The following is an 18,583-nucleotide window of genomic DNA, read 5'->3' on the forward strand; positions in this document are numbered from 1 at the left end:
AAACGCTAAACGCTTCCGCCATAGAGCGGCGGGTCACTTTCTTTGTCCAAAGCCACAAAGAAAGTAACCAAAGAAAGGGCTTTAGCTGTTTCGAGTCAAAAGCCACGAGTGCGGTGCCTGCGCAGGCAGGTCCCACATTGGGCATCCTGCCCAAGGTGGCACCCGGCGCACGTCCATGTGCGCCGCCCTTCGGGTGTCCTTCGGTCTCGCGAGTTACCAGCGGCGCCGGGCCACAGCCAAGCCCAAGCAAAGACAACGGCAACGGCATCAGCTGGAAGCAAGCCAAAGCGAAGCACGGCAAGGCAAGGCAAAGAAGAGCTGAGCAAGCGAAGACGCGATCGCAACGCCTACCCTCACCCCTCCCCCAACCACTCCACCACCCGCCCCGCATCGAACGGCCAATCCAACTCCACCCCACGCCCCTCATCGCGCAACACCGGCACCCGCTCGCCATAACGCGCCTCCAACACCGCGTCCTCATCGATGAAGACGCTCTCGAACTCCGGCGCCCGCGCCCGCGCCAATACCTCCAGCGCCAAGTCGCACAGATGACAATCGTCGCGTTGGAACAAAGTCAGCACAGTCCGGCCTTCATCGTTGGGTCGCGGTCAATTCGCCGCGGTATGGCGGGAAAATCCGAAAACAGCGCGGCCGGGCCGTGAAAGCCGCAGCACTCGCCGCAACGGCGCGCGCGTAGAATAAGCGCCCTACCGCCCTCGCGGCGCGGACGCCCCGTCTGCCCGCGCGGATCGCCAGCAACGTCCGACCCCTATCGTTGGAGCAGCAAGCCCGTGGCAGTCAGCAGTTTCGACCTGTTCAAGATCGGCATCGGCCCGAGTTCCTCGCACACCGTCGGCCCGATGCGCGCCGCCGCGCGCTTCATCGAACGCTGGCTCATCGAAGGCTGCAACGCCGACGATGCCGCCTCGCTCGGCAAGGACCTCGCCCGCACCGCGCGCGTGCGCGCGGAAGTGTTCGGCTCGCTGGCGCTGACCGGCCGCGGCCACGGCACCGACAAAGCGGTGCTGATGGGACTGGAAGGCCATTGGCCGAATCAGATCGACCCGGACATCATCCCCGCCGCGCTCGAACGCATCCGCAAGACCAAGCGCATCAACCTGTTCGGGCGGCATGAGATCGGCTTCGACGAAAAGCACGACCTGATCATGAACAAGCGCCAGAAACTGCCGTTCCACACCAACGGCATGCGCTTCACCGCCTTCGACGCCGACGGCAACGTGATCGCCACGCGCGACTACTACTCCGTCGGTGGCGGCTTCGTGGTCAATCAGGACGAAGCGGCCGAAGATCGCATCGTCGCCGACACTACCGATCAGCCCTACCCGTTCCACTCCGGCGACCAACTGCTCGCCCAGGCCGCGAGCAGCGGCCTGAGCATCGCCGAAATGATGATGGCCAACGAGCGCGTGTGGCGCACCGATGAGCAGATCAACGCCGGCCTGGACGAAATCTGGAACGCGATGCAGGCCTGCGTCGCGCGCGGCATCCGCGAAACCGGCACCCTGCCCGGCGGCCTGCACGTCTCGCGCCGCGCGCCGACCCTGTTCGCCGAGTTGTCGACCAAGCCCGAAGCTGCGATGCGCGATCCGCTGACCGTGCTCGACTGGGTCAACCTCTACGCGCTCGCCGTCAACGAAGAAAACGCCGCCGGCGGCCGCGTGGTCACCGCGCCGACCAACGGCGCGGCCGGCATCATTCCCTCGGTGCTGCACTACTACGATCGCTTCTGCCCCGGCGCCAATCTGCAGGGCGTGCGCAATTTCCTTCTGACCGCCGCCGCGGTCGGCATCCTGTACAAGGAAAACGCCTCGATCAGCGGCGCCGAAGTCGGCTGCCAGGGCGAGGTCGGCGTGGCCTGCTCGATGGCCGCGGCCGGATTGGTCGCCGCGCTCGGCGGCACCACCAGCCAGATCGAGAACGCGGCCGAAATCGGCATGGAACACAACCTGGGCCTGACCTGCGATCCGATCGGCGGGCTGGTGCAGATTCCCTGCATCGAGCGCAACGCGATGGGCGCGGTCAAGGCCATCAACGCCTACCGCATGGCCATGCGCGGCGACGGCAAGCACAAGGTCAGCCTGGACAAGGTCATCAAGACCATGCGCGACACCGGCCGCGACATGCAGGACAAGTACAAGGAAACCTCGCGCGGCGGCCTGGCCGTCAACGTGATCGAGTGCTGATCGCGCGGTGAGCGCATCGTCTGCGCGAAGTCGGCGCGCATCGCGCCGGGGATGCGTTGTGTCGAGATCGAGGCGCCGCATTTTCTGTTGCAGGCCTGTCCCGAGTTGGCCGCGCGGGCAATCGATCGGTGGTGCGAAGAGTGGGCTGAAGAGGCTTGAGTAGGAGGGGCTTTAGCCCCGATGCTTTTCGCTCAAATCGCCCCGCAGTCCGGCCGCATCGGATCGAAAAGCATCGGGGCTGAAGCCCCTCCCACAACAGCAAGCGCACCCTGTGCCAGTGCATTGAAACTCCCTCTCCCGCGACGCGGGAGAGGGCCGGGGTGAGGGCACGCGAAGCCACCCGATACGCCACACCACCCCGCCCGGCGGAAAATTTCACCGCGTATTGCCCCGCAACATGCGCCTACTATTCCGGCAGAGCCAGCCGGAGTCCCCCGTCCATGCCAGCCCGCTTAAGCCGTCGCGACTTCCTCAAATGCAGCGTCGTCGCCGGCATTTCCGTCTACGTCGCCGCGCCCGGCAGCGCCGCGCTCGCCGCGCTGTTCGAAAAACAACGGCTGCGGCCGCTGCCCTGGGACCCGGCCCACGGCCGCGTGCGTTATCGCACCGACGCCACCGCCAAGGTCAGCGGCGAAAAAATCTTCAGCTACGACATGCGTTCGCGCGATCTGCCCGGCTGGCCGCGCGAGCAGGCGCACGCGATGCTGCTGCGCGGCACCTACGCCGACCGGATCTACCAGGGCTTCGATCTGTCCTCGCTGCCGGCCGACCTGCAACCCGATCGCGTCGTCACCGCCGCCGACCTCGCCCGCGACGGCGTCGCCTTTCCGAAGTTCTACGGCGAGGACATGCTGCTACCCGAGGGCAAGATCCCGGCCTACCTCGGCCACGCGGTGGCGCTGCTGATCTGGAACGACTTCGCCCGCTTCCGCGCCGCCAAGAACCGGCTCAAATTCCGTGATGACCTGATCCGCTGGGGCGAGCCCACCGGGCCGCTGGAACGCGCGCCGTGGGCGACGTTCCGCTACGTGCGCGTCGGCGGCGCCGACGCTTTCGCCGACGATGCCTATTCCAGCTACAAGGACACGGTGCTGTTTCCCATCGGCTACAAGAAGCAGAACCCGCAATGGGCGCTCGGCGACGCCGGCGGCAAGATCGACGCGCAAGGCATCGCCCACGGCGATGCGATGGCGGCCGAACTCGACGCGCCCGGCGCGGACAAGCTGGTGATCGAGCGCGAGTATTTCTCGCAATCCATCGACACCGCGGCGATGGAACTCGACAACGCCAACGGTTGGTTCGACGCCGCCACCGCCACCATGCATCTGGTCTGCGCCACCCAGTCGCCGGGCGAGATCGCCCAGGACGCGCCGCTCATGCTCGCCGCGAGCCGCTTCGGCGTGAAACAACTGGTGCTGCATCCTTGCTACACGGTCGGCTACGGCTCGAAGGATCACTACCCGTTTCCGTTCATCGCGATGATGGCGGCCTTGTACGGCGACGGACGCCCGGTGCGTCTGGCCAACGATCGCTACGAGCAATTCCAGTCCAGCCTCAAGCGTCACAGCTTCCGCATGCACTACCGGCTCATGCTCGATCGCGGCAGCGGGCGGTTCGAAGTGTTCCAGGCGCGCATGCTCGGCGACGGCGGCGGACGCATGAATTTCTCGCCGTCGGTGTGTCTGGTCGCGGCGACCGCGGCGCAGTCGATCTATTACTTTCCGCGCAGCGATCTGAGCAGCACCGTGATCGCCTCGCGCGCGCTCGACGCCGGCTCGGCGCGCGGCTACGGCACGCTGCAGAGCATGGGCGCGACCGAGATGCTGATCGACGAGATCGCCGCCGAACTCAAGCTCGATCCGATCGAACTGCGCCTGCGCAACGTGTTCGCGAGCGGGATGAAGAACACCCAGGGCGCGATTCCCGGCGGCGCCCAACGCGCCGACGAAGTGCTGCGCAAGTCGCGCGAGCATCCGCTGTGGACCCAGCGCAACAAGCGCAAGGCCGAGTACGAAGCCGCGCATCCGGGCCGGCGCTACGGCGTGGGTTTCGGCTGCGTGCAGAAGGATTTCGGCACCGGCGGCGAAGCCGCGTTCGCCGAAGTGGCGATCTCGGCGCAGGGCGAAGTGCTGCTGCGGCATATCGGCGTGGAGATGGGCACCGGCATGGCCACCAGCCAGGCGGCGGTGTGCGCGAAGTGGTTGGGGCGTCCGGCCGACGAGGTCCGCACCGGCGAAACGCAATGGCCGGAACTGCCGATGATCGCCACCGACGATCCGTGGCTGATGTCGCAGGCCACGCAGGATTCGCATATCGGCAATCCGCGCTGGACGCCGGCCTACGCCAGCCCCAGTAGCGCCAGCAACTCGGCGTATTTCTTCAGTCACGCCACCCGTGAAGCCTCGCGGCTGTTGTTCACGCAGGGCCTGTGGCCGGCGGCGTTGGCGATCTGGGGCCAGGGCTTCGGCGGCGGCGAACTGTCGCCGATGGCGGTGCGGCGCGAAGACGCGCGCTGGGTCGATGGAAAACTCACGGCCGGCGGGCTGACCCCGCTGCCGCTGCAACGCCTGGTCGCCAAGGCGTACGAACTGGGTTTGGCCACCGGCGCGGTCGTGCATTACCTCAATCGCTGGCAATGGAGCGAAGCCGAATTCCCGCTGGCCGGCGAAGACGCGCGGCTGCCGCTGGACGGCGTGGCGCTGCGCTGGGGCGACGGCAGCGGCAAGGGCATCGGCACGGCGACCGCGAACGGCTACCGCATGATCGAACGCACTCGCGTGCATTACCCGCCGGTGCAGCGCAACAACGCCGGTGTGGTGTACTACAGCGCGATCGGCACGCTGGCCGAAGTCGCGGTGGACACCGCCACCGGCAAGGTCGAATTGCTCGATCATCACTCGGTGCTGGAATGCGGCACGCCGATCGTCGCCGAGTTGGTGTCGAGCCAGTTGCAGGGCGGCCTGGCGATGGGCATCGGCCACGCGCTGCACGAGTTCCTGCCGCTGTACGAAGGCGGCCCGGGCGACGGCGACTGGAACTTCAACCGCTACACCCTGCCGCGCGCGCGCGATGTCGCGGTGTGGCGGCAGAGCGGCGAACTGCTGCCGCCGATTTCCGCGACCGATCCGCCCAAGGGCATGGCCGAGGTGGCGATGATTCCGATCGTGCCGGCGATCGTCAACGCGATCGCGCACGCCACCGGCCACCGGTTCCGCGAACTGCCGGTCACGCCCGACAAGATATTGGCCGCCTACGCGGCGGCCGATACCGACGCCGGGCAAAACGCCGCCGCGCACCGGCAGGAGAGCGCCGCATGAGCACGTCCAGCCTGCGCCTGATTCCGCTGTCGCTGAGCGTCAACGGCCGCGAGCATGGCCCCATCGACGTGCCCGACGACATGATGCTGGTCGATGTCCTGCACGAATACCTGGGCCTCACCGGCACCCGCTTCGGCTGCGGCCAGGGCGTGTGCCGCGCCTGCACGGTCATCGTTGATGACGAGCAGGGGCCGCGCGAGGTGCGCAGTTGCATCACCGGCGCGCACTACTTCAACGGCAAGCGCATCCGCACCGTCGAAGGCCACGCCAAGCGCGACGACAGCGGCGCCATCGTCGAACTCTCGCCGGTACAGCAGGCGTTCCTGGATCACTTCAGTTTCCAGTGCGGCTACTGCACGCCGGGCTTCGTCAATGCCGCGACCGTATTGCTGGAACAGCTGAGCCGCAAGAAAGCCCAACGCTACACCCGCGAGCAAGTGCGCGAGCTGATCACCGAAGCCTTGAATCCGCATCTGTGCCGCTGCACCGGCTATGTCCGCTACTACCAGGCGGTGGAAGCACTGGTGCTGGCGCAGGTGCCTCTGGACGAGGAGGCGCCGCGATGAGCAAGCGACGCTGGAAACGCCGGATTGCGTGGCTGGCGCTGATCGTGCTGGCGTGGCTGCTGATCGATTGGCTGATCGCGCGCTGGTATCAGCGCGGTCCGGCGCTGCAGGTGCAGGCTGCGCCGGAGCTGATCGAGCGCGGCCGCTATCTGGCCGCCGCCGCCGATTGCGCGGCCTGCCACACCGCCGAGGGCGGCGCGCCGTTCGCCGGCGGCGTACCGCTGGCCTCGCCGTTCGGCACCATCCACGGCACCAACATCACTCCCGACGCCGACACCGGCATCGGCCGTTACGACGCCGACGCGTTCTTCCACGCGATCACCCGCGGCGAAGCGCGCGACGGCCATCAGCTGTATCCGGCGATGCCTTACGTCTCCTACAAGACCATCGCGCGCGAAGACAGCGACGCGATCTACGCCTACCTGATGACGCGGCCGGCGGTGAAGCAGCCCAACCGCGCCAACGGCGTCGGCTTTCCGTTCAACATCCGCACCGGCATCCATGCCTGGAACGGGTTGTTCGCCGGCGCCACGGCGAAACCGGCGTCGCAGGGGCAGTCGGCTGCGTGGAAACGCGGCGAGTATCTGGTCGAAACCCTGGGCCATTGCGGCGAATGCCACAGCCCGCGCGGTTGGCTCGGACAAGTCGATCGCGCCGCGCCGCTCAGCGGCAACGACGCGCTGGGGCGCTTCGCCGCGCCCGCGCTGACGCCGCAGGCGCTGGCCGCGCGCGGCTGGGATCGCAATGGGCTGCGCGAATATCTGGCCAGCGGCGTCGCCGCGCATGCGGTCGCGTCCGACGAGATGCTCAAGGTCGTGAATCTGTCCACCAGTCGTCTCAATGCCAACGATCTGGACGCGATCACCACCTACCTCACCGGCGATCAACCGCCGGCGCCGGTCGCGACGCCGGTGCTGGCCGCGGCCGTCGCCACGCCGGCGCGCGATCGCTACCTCGCGCTGTGCGCCGGCTGCCACGGCCGCGACGGCGCGGGCGTGCCGCATGTGGCGCCGGCCTTGCTCGGCAACAGCAGCCTGCGCGATGGCGATGCGCACAACCTGATCGTCGCCATCCTCGACGGCCTGCCTGAGCACGATCTGCCCGGGCTGGAGCGCATGCAGGAGATGCCTGGGTTCGCCGATCAACTCGACGACGCGCAGGTCGCGGAACTGGCGCAGTGGTTGCGCACGCGGTACGGCGGGCAGGCAGGCGCGGTGACGGCGAAGCAGGTGCGCGGGCTGCGTGAGGACGGGGCGGATCGGCATTGAGTGCGGTTGCGGCTGCCGGAGAAGTGGCTTTTGCTCTTGTGGGAGGCTTTTGCTCTTGTGGGAGGGGCTTCAGCCCCGATGCTTTCCGCTCCGATGCGGTGATCTGAAACAAAAGCGTCGGGGCTGAAGCCCCTCCTACAAAAGTGCTTTCCGCTCCGATGCGGTGATCTGAGAGAAAAGCATCGGGGCTGAAGCCCCTCCTACAAAGGTGCTTTCTGCTCCGATGCGGTGATCTGAAAGGAAAGCATCGGGGCTGAAGCCCCTCCTACAAAAATGCTTTCCGCTCCTATGCGGTGATCTGAAACAAAAGCATCGGGGCTGAAGCCCCTCCTACAAAAGCGCGGAGTGGCTAGGATGCGAGTACCCCGCCGAGTGGATGCATCCGATGCGCATGTCCCTTTCCGCCCTGCTCCCCGCTTTGTTCGCGCTGTCGACGCACGCCGCCGATCCGGCGCCGGCCATGTACGGCCCCGAGCTGGAAGGCTTCGACTACCCCTACCCGGTCCAGCACTACGCCTTCCAATCCCAAGGCGAGAAAGTGCGGATGGCATACCTGGACGTGCGCCCGGCCCAGGCCAACGGCCGCACCGTGGTGGTGCTGCACGGCAAGAATTTCTGCGCCGCGACCTGGGAAACCTCGATCGCGGCCTTGGCGCAGGCCGGTTACCGGGTGATCGCGCCGGATCAGATCGGTTTCTGCAAATCCAGCAAGCCGGCGCATCACCAGTACAGCCTGCATGAGCTGGCCGCGAACACCCACGCGCTGCTGGAATCGATCGGCATCGACCGCGCGGCGATCGTCGGCCATTCCATGGGCGGCATGCTCGCCGCGCGCTATGCGTTGATGTATCCGCAGGCCAGCGAGCGCCTGCTGCTGGTCAATCCGATCGGACTGGAAGACTGGAAAGCGCTCGGCGTGCCGTGGCGCAGCGTCGACGGCAACTACGCGCGCGAGCTCAAGACCACGGCGGCGACGATCAAGCAGTATCAGCAGACCGTGTACTACGGCGGCCAATGGAAACCCGAGTATCAGCGCTGGGTGGACATGCTCGCCGGCCTTTACGCCGGCCCCGGCCGCGAACGCGTCGCCTGGAATCAGGCGCTGAGTTCGGACATGGTGTTCACCCAGCCGGTGGTGCACGAACTCCCCAACCTGCGCGTGCCGACCACCTTGTTCATCGGCCAGCGCGACCGCACCGCGATCAATCGCGATCTGGCCTCCGATGAGCTCAAGGCCAGGCTGGGCCTGTATCCGCGACTCGGCCGCGCCGCCGCGCGCGCGATTCCGGGCGCGACGTTGATCGAGTTCGAAGACCTCGGTCATTCGCCGCAGGTCGAGGCGCCGCAGCGCTTCAATGCCGCCTTGCTGGATCGCCTCAACGCGGGTCGCTGACCGCTTCGCACCCGGCTCGCGCCGACCGCCTCGCCCCGCCATCGGCCGCCATGCGGCCGTCCAGCCGCACGCCTGTGCACACACTTGTCTTTAGGACATTGAATTGTCCGTTTCAAGGCAAATAGCCACGCGCGGGCACGTTGCGGCGCAGCAAAGCCGGGCACTCACGACACACGTTGTCAGGGGTTCCGCGCAGCGTTTTGTGAACCACAGCGCAAAGAAGGACACAGAAAGTTGACAACGTTGTCAGCGAATTCCAGCTTGCGTTCGCAACCCGCGGACCAGCCGAAGCAGCAAGGGAGATGACTCGGCACGACGCGGCGCAGGTCGCGCCCCGGTTCGCAGCAATCACACGGCAAGGCAACAACGCACGGACCGGTTATCGCCCGGTCGCGCCGTTCCCACGGCAGTGCGCGGCAGCACGGCATCACCGACGGCGGCCGGTCCGCCGATCACTCGAGGAGGCATCAGCCTCCCATGCACGGCGGAAGGAGTTCGAAGGCCTTCCTTCAACACGGGCGGGAAACGCTGCTGGCCGGTCATGGCCGGCGAAATCTTGGCTATGCACGGGAGAGAGGAAGCACCATGAGATACGCACGGTCCGCCAATCTGCTACTGCTGTCGGGCATGCTCGCCGCGTCGTCGTTTTCGACGGCGTTCGCGCAGGCTGCCTGCAACGGCGTTCCCGCCTGGAACGCTTCGACCATCTACAACGCCGGCGACAAGCTGACGTACCAGAGCCATCTGTATCAGGCCAACATCCAGATCTGGAACACGCCGCCGACGCATTGCCCCAGTTGCAACTACTACGCCGACCTGGGCGTGTGCGGCACCGGCCCGGGCAATCAGTCGCCGACCGTGTCGCTGACCGCGCCGACCAATGGCGCTACCTACAGCACCGGCGCCAACATCGCGGTCAGCGCCAACGCCGCCGACAGCGACGGCAGCATCGCCAGCGTCGAATTCTTCCGCGGCACGACCTCGCTCGGCGTCGACACCAGCTCGCCCTACGGCGTCACCTGGAACAACGCCACCGCCGGCAGCCACCGCTTCACCGCGGTGGCCAAGGACAACCAGAACGCGGCCACGACATCTTCCGCGGTCAGCATCACCGTCAGCGGCGGCTCCTCCGACACCACGCCGCCGAGCGTGCCCGGCGGTCTGGCTTCGCCCTCGCAGACCTCCAACAGCGTCTCGCTGACCTGGAACGCCTCCACCGACAACAGCGGCGGCAGCGGCGTGGCCGGATACGACGTCTATCGCAGCGGCAGCGTGGTCGGTTCGCCGACCAGCAACAGCTACACCGTCAGCGGCCTCAACCCCAGCACCGCCTACAGCTTCACCGTGCGCGCGCGCGACAACGCCGGCAACGCCTCGGCGCAGAGCGGCTCGATCAGCGCGACCACCAAGCCGACCGTTCCGGGCGGCGGCAAGAAGGTGATCGGCTACTTCGCTCAGTGGGGCATCTACGGCCGCAACTACCGCGTCAAGAACATCGACACCAGCGGCTCGGCCAGCAAGCTGACCCACATCAACTACGCCTTCGGCAACGTGCGCAACAACCGCTGCGAAGTCGGCGTGACCGTTCCGTCCGATCCGAACACCGGCGCCGGCGGCGATGCGTTCGCCGATTACACCAAGGCCTTCCAGGCCGGCGAAAGCGTCAGCGGCGCCAGCGACACCTGGGATCAGCCGCTGCGCGGCAGCTGGAACCAGCTCAAGCAGCTCAAGGCCAAGTACCCGAACATCAAGGTGCTGATCTCGCTGGGCGGCTGGACCTGGTCGCGTAACTTCCCCAGCGCAGCGCGCGCGGAAAATCGTCAAGCCTTCGTCGCTTCCTGCGTGGACGCCTACATCAAGGGCAACCTGCCGGTGACCGATGGTGCGGGCGGCGCGGGCGCGGCGGCCGGTGTGTTCGACGGCATCGACATCGATTGGGAATACCCGGTGGTGTGCGGCATCGACTGCCCGGCGGCGGCCCGTCCGGAAGACAATGCCAACTACACCGCGTTGCTGGCCGAGTTCCGCCGTCAGCTCGACGCGGTGCGCCCGGGCCTGTTGCTGACCGTCGCCGTCGGCGCCGGCATCGACAAGATCCGCGTGACCAGTCCCGGTGCGTACCACCAGTACCTGGATTTCATCAACGTGATGACCTACGACTTCCACGGCGGCTGGGACCCGGCGACCAACCATCATTCGGCGCTGTTCGCTTCGCCGAGCGATCCGTCCGCCGGCGACACCAAGCTCTACAACTCCAACGACGCCATCGAGGCGTTCCTGTCGCGCGGCGTGCCGGCTTCGAAGATCAACCTCGGCATCGGCTTCTACGGTCGCGGCTGGACCGGCGTGGGCAACGTCAACAACGGCCTGTATCGGCCGGCCAGCGGCGCGGCGCCGGGTACGTACGAAGCCGGCATCGAGGACTACAAGGTCCTCAAGAACAAGGCCGGCACCATCTACACCGACAACACCGCCGTGGCTACCTGGAAGTACGACGGCAACACGTTCTGGAGCTACGACACGCCGGCGCTGATCGGCCAGAAGATGAGCTACGTCAAGACGCAGAACCTGGGCGGCGCGTTCTTCTGGGAGTTCAGCGGCGACGACGAGCAAGGCAGCCTGGCCACCGCGATCAACAACGGCCTGAAGTAATTCCTCGCAGCACCGTCTCTCTCCCGTCTGCGGGGGAGAGGCGACGCGGCTCGCGAGCCGATGGCCCACGCGTCGCGCAACGCCCGAACGCTCTGCGCTCGGGCGGGGTTGGGGTCAGCGCCGAACGCAACGCACCCCCACGCGTTGCGACCGCTCCGGCGCCGCACCCCGCTTATTGCCGGGAACCGCGCACGGGCCATCGCCGTGCGCGTTTCGAAGTCCAAGTTTTGCAAAGCCGCGACGAGCGATACGTCCCGGTGATCTGCAGCGGAGCGCCGGTCATCCCCCCGATCGGCGCTCCGATTTCGTTTGTGCAAGCCGGTTCGCGCGAATCGAATGCGGACATCGCCATCCGATTCGGATGGCTCCAGCCCACTGTCACCGAAGGCAAACCGGCCATCGCGCGCGACACCGCGGGCAGGCCGCCTGGCTGCCGATCGAGCCTTCCGGACCAGAAGGTGCCTTTCATGTCATGGAAGGCCTCACGTATGTCACTAATTTCATTGACTATTTTTCGCAAGATCCTGCTGCATCGCAACAAATAGTTGCGGTGCAGCCGTATGCGATCAATGCCTTTAGCGATAGCCATCACAAAGTTTGAAAATTTCGTTGACAACGTTGTCAGCCCTGTCCTTGCTGGTTGTGCCGGCGTAAATCCGAAGCCGGCGTGTCTCAACTGCCAAAGGAGCGCCTTCCGCCCTGTCCCGATCTGGACAGGCCATCCAGGCCGATCGACCGCCACCGATCGCGCCGTGTTCTTCGCCGCACCCACGTAACCCGCTCGCCCCGAGAGGCGCCAGCCTCCAGGCATCCACAAGCCCATGAGCGGAAATCGATCCGGCCTTGCCTGCCAGCGGCAAGACCAACGATGCAATCAAGGACCATCCGATGAGATCCGCACTACCCCGATACCTGCTGTCGACCGGCCTGGCAGCCGCATTGGCGCTGCCTGTGGCGCAGGCGCAAACCGCCTCCTGTACCGCCGTGGCCGCCTGGAACGCCTCGACCATCTACAACCCCGGCGACAAGTTCACTTATCAAAACCATCTGTATCGAGTCTCCACCCAAATCTGGAACGCGGCGCCGACGTATTGCCCGAGTTGCGGCTACTACGCCGATCTGGGCGTGTGCAGCACCGGCGGCACCGCCAATCAGTCGCCGAGCGTTTCGCTGACCGCGCCGACCAACGGCGCCACCTACGCCGCCGGCGCCAACATCGCCGTCAGCGCCAACGCGGCCGACAGCGACGGCAGCATCGCCAGCGTCGAGTTCTTCCGCGGCGCGACCTCGCTCGGCGTCGACACCAGTTCGCCTTACGGTGTCACCTGGAACAACGCCACCGCCGGCAGCCACAGTTTCACCGCGGTGGCCAAGGACAATCAGAACGCGACCACCACCTCCGCCGCGGTCAGCATCACCGTCAACGGCGGTTCCTCCGACACCACGCCGCCGAGCGTGCCCGGCGGTCTGGCTTCGCCCTCGCAGACCTCCAGCAACGTCTCGCTGACCTGGAACGCCTCCACCGACAACAACGGCGTGGCCGGCTACGACGTCTATCGCAGCGGCAGCTTGATCGGTTCGCCGACCACGACCAGCTACACCGCCAGTGGACTCAACCCCGGCACCGCCTACAGCTTCACCGTGCGCGCGCGCGACAACGCCGGCAACGCCTCGGCGCAGAGCGGCTCGGTCAGCGCGACCACCCAGGCCCCGGCGGGTGCCGATGGCAACAAGCGCGTGATCGGATACTTCGTCCAATGGGGCATTTACGACCGCAATCACTTCGTCAAGAATCTGGAAACCAGCGGCACGGCGGACAAACTGACCCACATCAACTACGCCTTCGGCAACGTGCGCGACAACCGCTGCCAGGTCGGCGTGACGCTGAAGACCAATGAAAGCACCGGCGAAGGCGGCGATGCCGATGCCGACTACGTCACCGCGTTCGATGCATCGAAAAGCATCGATGGCGTCGCCGACGTCACCGGCCAGCCCCTGCGCGGCAACTGGAATCAGCTCAAGAAGCTCAAGGCCAAACACCCGAACATCAAGGTGCTGATCTCGCTCGGCGGCTGGACCTGGTCGCGCGGCTTCTCCAGCGCGGCGCGTCCGGAGAACCGTCAGGCCTTCGTCGCTTCCTGCGTGGACGCCTACATCAAGGGCAACCTGCCGATCGCGAACCACAGCTGGAACGCCGCCGTCGGCTCCGCGGGCGGTCCCGGCGTGGCGGCCGGCATTTTCGACGGCATCGACATCGATTGGGAATACCCGGTGGTGTGCGGTCTCGACTGCCCGGCGGCGATCCGTCCGGAAGACAATGCCAACTACACCGCGTTGCTGGCCGAGTTCCGCCGCCAGCTCGACGCGGTGCGTCCGGGCCTGTTGTTGACCGCCGCGGTCGGCGCCGGCATCGACAAGATCCGGGTCACCGATCCTGCGGCCTATCATCCCTATCTGGATTACATCAACGTGATGACCTACGACTTCCACGGTGCGTGGGAATCGTCGACCAATCACCACAGCGCCTTGTTCAACTCGGCCGGCGATCCGTCCATCGGCGACATCAAGCTCTACAACGGCAACGACGCCGTCGAAGCCTTCCTGTCTCGCGGCGTGCCCGCCGGCAAGCTCAACTTCGGCATCGGTTTCTACGGCCGCGGTTGGACCAACGTGCCCAACGTCAACAACGGCCTGTACCAACGCGGCACCGCCGCGCCGGCCACCTACGTCCAGGGCGTGGACGACTACCGGGTGCTGAAGAACAAGCCGGGCACCGTGTTCACCGACTCGGCCGCGCTGGCGAGTTGGAAGTACGACGGCTCGACCTTCTGGAGCTACGACACGCCCGAAATGATTGCGCGCAAGATGAGCTACGTGAAAACGCAAAACCTCGGCGGCGCGTTCGCCTGGGACCTGAGCGGCGACGATGCTCAGGGCAGTCTGATCAATGCGGTCAGCAACGGCTTGAAGTAAAGCCGCCGGCGCTGGCATGAACCGCGCCCCTCTCGTTGCGACGAGAGGGGCGCTTGAATCCTAAGCCGGATGCCGCGATGCGGTGTCCGGCTCGATGCATCCGCTCCCGCTGCTTGCCCCCAGCAATTCGCGCAGCGACGACTCGACCACCTCGATCAACACCGCGACCGCGCGCGGCACCTGACGCCGGGTCGGATACACCGCGAACATGCCGCCGCTGCGGCGGCTGTACTGCGGCAACACTCGTACCAGCCCCTGCGCGCGCAAGTCGTCGGCGATCAGCGACTGCGGCAACAAACCGATGCCCAGGCCGGCGCGCACGCCGCGCACCTGGCTGAGCAAGGTATTGGAAGCGAAGCGCCCGCCCACGCGCACCTCGACCGCGCCTTCGGGCCCGTCCAGGCGCCAGTTCGCGCGGCCCTGCGCGGCCGGCGCGATCAGGCAATCGTGCTCGGCCAACTCGGCGATCGTGGCCGGGCTGCCGTGTTTGCGCAGATACGCGGGCGAGGCCGCCAGCACATGGTTTTGGCTGTCGCTGAGCCGGCGCGCGACCAGGCTGGAGTCCGGCAGATCGCCGGCGCGAAACGCCACGTCGATCGATTGCTCGATCAAGTCGATGTGCGCGTCGCTGAGCACGAACTCCAGCTTCAGCTCCGGATACCGGCTCAGCAATCGCTCGATGCGTTCGAGCGGAAAGAATTCGAAGAAGTCCGCGACCACCGCCGCGCGCACGGTGCCGCGCGGTTCGCCGTTGCCTTCGCTGATCGCCGCCTGCGCGCTTTCGATGTCCTCGATGCCGGCCACGCAGCGGTCGAAGAATTCGCGCCCGGCGCCGGTCAGGCTGAGCTTGCGCGTGGAGCGTTGCAGCAGGCGCGTGCCCAGTTGCTCTTCCAACTGCTGCACGCGCCGGCTGACGGTATTCGCCGGCTGCCCCAGGCGGCGCCCGGCGGCGGCGAAGCTGCCGGTCTTGACGGTCTGGACGAACACGGCGACGGCGTTGATGTCGAGCACGATTACTCGCCTGGATGGACGACTGAAATACAATTAACCCACTTTTTCGAGTAATCGACCAGGGCCTATCGTTTCGCATCGTCCCTGTTTCGAGCGTTCCGGCCATGTCCCACCCCTCCCCCGCCTCCTCGCCGCTGACCTGGATGCTGCGCATCGTCCTGGCCGTGGCCCTGATCGCCGCCGGCGCCACGAAATTGGCCGGTCTGCCGTTCCAGGTCGAGCTGTTCGAACGGCTCGGCTTCGGCCAATGGTTCCGCTATGTCACCGGCGCCACCGAACTCGCCACCGCGGCGCTGCTGTTGGTGCCGCGCGGCGGTTTCTTCGGCGGCGTGTTGCTGCTCGCGACCATGCTCTGCGCCATCGCCGTGCATGTGTTTTTCATCGGCGGCAGCCCGGTGCCGGCCCTGGTGCTGGGCGCCCTCGCCGCGTTCGTCGCCTGGCGGCTGCGCCCGACCCGCGCGCCGGCAGCGGCCGCCTGATCGTTTTCGCCATCACCCTGGAACCTCCATGCCCCGCATCGCCCTGATCATCGGCAGCACCCGCCCGAACCGTTTCGCCGACGTGCCCGCCGCCTGGGTCCAGGCCGGCGCGCAAGCGCGCGGCCTGCCACTCGACACGCTCGACTTGCGCGACCACCCCTTGCCGTTGTTCGAAGAACCGGTGCCGCCGTCGTTCACCGGCGGCATCTACCAGAACCCGGCCGCCGACGCCTGGCGCAAGCGCATCGGCGAATACGACGGCTACATCCTCACCGCCGCCGAGTACAACCACGGCCCGACCGCCGTGCTCAAGAACGCGCTGGATTCGGCGTTCGTGGAGTGGGCGGACAAGCCGGTGACCTTCGTCGGCTACGGCGGCGTCGGCGGCTCGCGCGCAATCGAGCAACTGCGCCAGCATGCGATCGAATTGAAGATGGCGCCGATCCGCAATGCCGTGCATATCGGGCTGGAGCCGTTTCTCGGCATCTTGCAGCAGGGACGGGCGTTGGACGATTACGCTTATCTGACTCAGGCGCGCGAGGCGATGTTCGATCAGTTGCTTTGGTGGGCGCAGGCGTTGAAGGCGGCGCGTGAGCGGAGGGTGGCTTGAGCTGTTTGCGAGCAAGAGCGAATCCCCCCTGCCCCCCTTTTTCAAAGGGGGGAACTGCAAAGGCAAGGGAAGAAGCAGGCGACGCGGGGCGCGACAATTCGCCCCCTTTGAAAAAGGGGGCTGGCGCCTGCGCGGCCTGTTTCAGATGAATCCGGCTGCGCCGGGGGATTTGCCTTTCCGCGCCCTCAGCCGACCGGCCGCCAGACCAACTTGCCGTCGCGCCCAGCCACCTGATGCATCGAAGCCGGCACCACATACAACGCCTCCAGACGCAGATCCGCCGGCAGATCCTCGACCCGATCGCAGACATCGTCGTAGTCCGGCGGCAACACAAACCCGACGCTCTGCGCGCGATCCAGATAAAGAAATTCGTTGCGCGGACGCATCGCCTTCAACACCGCGCTCGGCGCACCGGCGATCAACTCGTGCACGCTCATGCCGGCATGGATGTAGCCGAACAGCCGTCCGCGATAACCGGCGAGCGCGGCGAGATTGACGATCCGGAAATCGCGATGATCCACGATCAGGACCAAGGCTTCGTCTACCTGATAACAACTGAAATCCGGATTCAACGCCGGCCGCTGACTTACCCGGCCCTCATGCTGCAGCCGCACGACAAGTTCGAGCGCATCCTCGCCCAATGCGAGGCCACCGATCGAACGGCCCGGAATGATGTCGGCGTCGAAATCCATCGGCGAAGGGTAGCCGACTCGCGCCGCGCCATCGCGCGGCGCATCGAAAACCGCGCGCCCCGCTTACGGCGCCGGCTTGCGCGGCTTGCTGTTTCGCTTCGGCTTGGGCGCGGGCGCGGTGACCGTGGCGCCGCCGCGACGCGTCATCGCCGCCACCCGCTCGGCGACATTGGCGCGGATGTCCATGTAGAACAACTGGTAATCGTTGACGTGCTGGTCGCCGCCGAACCACCACTTGCGCCATTCGCCGTCCGGCAGCGTGACCGCGAGCAGGCCGTTGTCGCATTGCGCCGTCACCCGGCCGACCTGCGGCTCGGGCAAGGGCCGGTTGGGCTCGGCATGCACCGCGCCGCGATGCGCGGTTAGCGGGCTGGCCAGCGCATCGGCGCGCCAGGTGACCGGATTGACGCATAGCAGCCGCGGTTGTTCGGTCGTGCGATAGCCGCCCGGATACCAGGCGCGCACATGCTCGAAACGCTTGGGCACGTCTGCGCCGGCTTCGACCGAGTTGTAGAACACCGCGCAACGCGTCTGCGTTGGCGACGCGCACAGCGGCACCCCGGGAATGGTGCGCTTGAGCGCGTCCTCCGGCACGGCCGCGCCGATCAGATAGGCGGCGACCAGACGCTTGCGCAGGGCCGGGTCGGCGGACAAATCCGACATCAATTCCGACACCAGGCGCAGCCCGTGTCCGCTGCCCTGGCTATGCGCGGCGATGATGAAAGGCCGGCCTTTCGACCACTGCTGCAGATACACGGCGAAGGCCGCGCGCACGTCGGCGTAGGCCAGGTCCAGCGCTCTGTCGCGATCGGCGTCGGAGGCCGATACGTAACCGCTCAGCGACATCTGCCGGTAATGCGGCGCGTAGATGCGGCCGCTGTCGTTGAAGGCGCTGGCCTGCGCGCGCAGGGTGAAGTCGGTGCCGCGGTTGGCGTCTTCGTCGTCGAGCGGCTGGTTCCAGTGCGCGCGCGCGAAATAGGTGGTCGGGTGGATGAAGAACACGTCCACGGGCGCGTCGTGCTGGCGATTGCGCATGCCCAGGGGCGTGGAGTCGGAGGCGTCGCGTATGTCCGGCAGCGCCGCCCAGGAGCGCGGGTCGCGGTAATCCGGCGCGCCGGGTTCGGGGCTGCGATCGAAATCGTGCTTGGGATCGAACATGCGCGCGCAGCCGCACAGCGAAATCAGGAGCAGCGCCAACCAAGGCCATCGGATCGTTTTCATGCGCGCCTGCGAGCGTCGGGCGAGCGGGGATCGCTCGCCTGCGCCCGAGTGTGACCGCAGCGGCGACGGCATTCCAGTGCGATCGTGCAACCGAATAATGCCGGATATCGCGCTGCGTGCCGCGGGCATGGACACGAAGTGACCACGGTCGTAATCGCTTGTGCCGAGCATCCCAGGGACGGTGCCGGGCTGACGCG

13 protein-coding genes are annotated in these 18,583 nt (G+C 66.6%); 9 read left to right on the top strand and 4 right to left on the bottom strand.

Annotated features, from left to right (window positions below; all coding sequences use genetic code 11):
• Nucleotides 1-353: 353 nt before the first annotated feature.
• Nucleotides 354-581, bottom strand: coding sequence for a glutaredoxin family protein (locus J7J50_RS22620; RefSeq protein WP_215058036.1), 228 nt, complete (start codon nucleotides 579-581; stop codon nucleotides 354-356).
• 210 nt (nucleotides 582-791) lie between these two features.
• On the opposite strand from J7J50_RS22620, the gene J7J50_RS22625 reads away from it, so the two are divergent.
• From J7J50_RS22625 to J7J50_RS22655, 7 genes are all read left to right on the top strand, one after another.
• Entirely contained in the window at nucleotides 792-2,204 is a 1,413-nt protein-coding gene (locus tag J7J50_RS22625; protein WP_215058037.1) for an L-serine ammonia-lyase, read from the top strand.
• Between the two features lie 440 nt (nucleotides 2,205-2,644).
• Entirely contained in the window at nucleotides 2,645-5,521 is a 2,877-nt protein-coding gene (locus tag J7J50_RS22630; RefSeq protein ID WP_215058038.1) for a molybdopterin cofactor-binding domain-containing protein, read from the top strand.
• The gene (locus tag J7J50_RS22635) at nucleotides 5,518-6,087 is read left to right on the top strand and encodes a (2Fe-2S)-binding protein (protein ID WP_215058039.1); all 570 of its coding nucleotides are present in this window, start codon (nucleotides 5,518-5,520) and stop codon (nucleotides 6,085-6,087) included. Before J7J50_RS22630 ends, J7J50_RS22635 begins: the two co-directional genes overlap by 4 nt.
• Nucleotides 6,084-7,355, top strand: a complete 1,272-nt coding sequence (locus tag J7J50_RS22640; RefSeq protein WP_215058040.1) for a cytochrome c — start codon at nucleotides 6,084-6,086, stop codon at nucleotides 7,353-7,355. Before J7J50_RS22635 ends, J7J50_RS22640 begins: the two co-directional genes overlap by 4 nt.
• Nucleotides 7,356-7,740: 385 nt before the next feature.
• Nucleotides 7,741-8,748 carry an alpha/beta hydrolase gene (locus tag J7J50_RS22645; RefSeq protein WP_215058041.1) on the top strand — a complete coding sequence of 336 codons (1,008 nt, stop codon included), beginning with the start codon at nucleotides 7,741-7,743 and terminating at the stop codon, nucleotides 8,746-8,748.
• Nucleotides 8,749-9,375: 627 nt separating this feature from the next.
• Nucleotides 9,376-11,400 carry a glycosyl hydrolase family 18 protein gene (locus J7J50_RS25320; protein WP_215058061.1) on the top strand — a complete coding sequence of 675 codons (2,025 nt, stop codon included), beginning with the start codon at nucleotides 9,376-9,378 and terminating at the stop codon, nucleotides 11,398-11,400.
• 888 nt (nucleotides 11,401-12,288) lie between these two features.
• The gene (locus J7J50_RS22655) at nucleotides 12,289-14,373 is read left to right on the top strand and encodes a glycosyl hydrolase family 18 protein (RefSeq protein WP_215058042.1); all 2,085 of its coding nucleotides are present in this window, start codon (nucleotides 12,289-12,291) and stop codon (nucleotides 14,371-14,373) included.
• A 60-nt stretch (nucleotides 14,374-14,433) separates the two neighbouring features.
• Here J7J50_RS22655 and J7J50_RS22660 read toward each other — a convergent pair whose 3' ends face one another.
• Nucleotides 14,434-15,384 carry a LysR family transcriptional regulator gene (locus J7J50_RS22660; protein WP_215058043.1) on the bottom strand — a complete coding sequence of 317 codons (951 nt, stop codon included), beginning with the start codon at nucleotides 15,382-15,384 and terminating at the stop codon, nucleotides 14,434-14,436.
• Nucleotides 15,385-15,488: 104 nt separating this feature from the next.
• Between J7J50_RS22660 and J7J50_RS22665 the strand changes: the two genes are divergently transcribed.
• On the top strand, nucleotides 15,489-15,863 hold the full coding sequence (locus tag J7J50_RS22665) for a DoxX family protein (RefSeq protein WP_215058044.1): 375 nt from the start codon (nucleotides 15,489-15,491) through the stop codon (nucleotides 15,861-15,863).
• A 28-nt stretch (nucleotides 15,864-15,891) separates the two neighbouring features.
• The gene (locus J7J50_RS22670) at nucleotides 15,892-16,473 is read left to right on the top strand and encodes an NAD(P)H-dependent oxidoreductase (RefSeq protein ID WP_215058045.1); all 582 of its coding nucleotides are present in this window, start codon (nucleotides 15,892-15,894) and stop codon (nucleotides 16,471-16,473) included.
• 185 nt (nucleotides 16,474-16,658) lie between these two features.
• Here J7J50_RS22670 and J7J50_RS22675 read toward each other — a convergent pair whose 3' ends face one another.
• Nucleotides 16,659-17,165: a hypothetical protein gene (locus J7J50_RS22675; RefSeq protein ID WP_215058046.1), complete on the bottom strand. Its 507-nt coding sequence runs from the start codon at nucleotides 17,163-17,165 to the stop codon at nucleotides 16,659-16,661.
• 63 nt (nucleotides 17,166-17,228) lie between these two features.
• Nucleotides 17,229-18,386 carry a DUF3089 domain-containing protein gene (locus tag J7J50_RS22680; RefSeq protein ID WP_215058047.1) on the bottom strand — a complete coding sequence of 386 codons (1,158 nt, stop codon included), beginning with the start codon at nucleotides 18,384-18,386 and terminating at the stop codon, nucleotides 17,229-17,231.
• Nucleotides 18,387-18,583 lie beyond the last annotated feature (197 nt).

Source organism: Lysobacter sp. ISL-50 (assembly GCF_018612875.1).
In the GTDB taxonomy this organism is placed as follows: domain Bacteria; phylum Pseudomonadota; class Gammaproteobacteria; order Xanthomonadales; family Xanthomonadaceae; genus Lysobacter.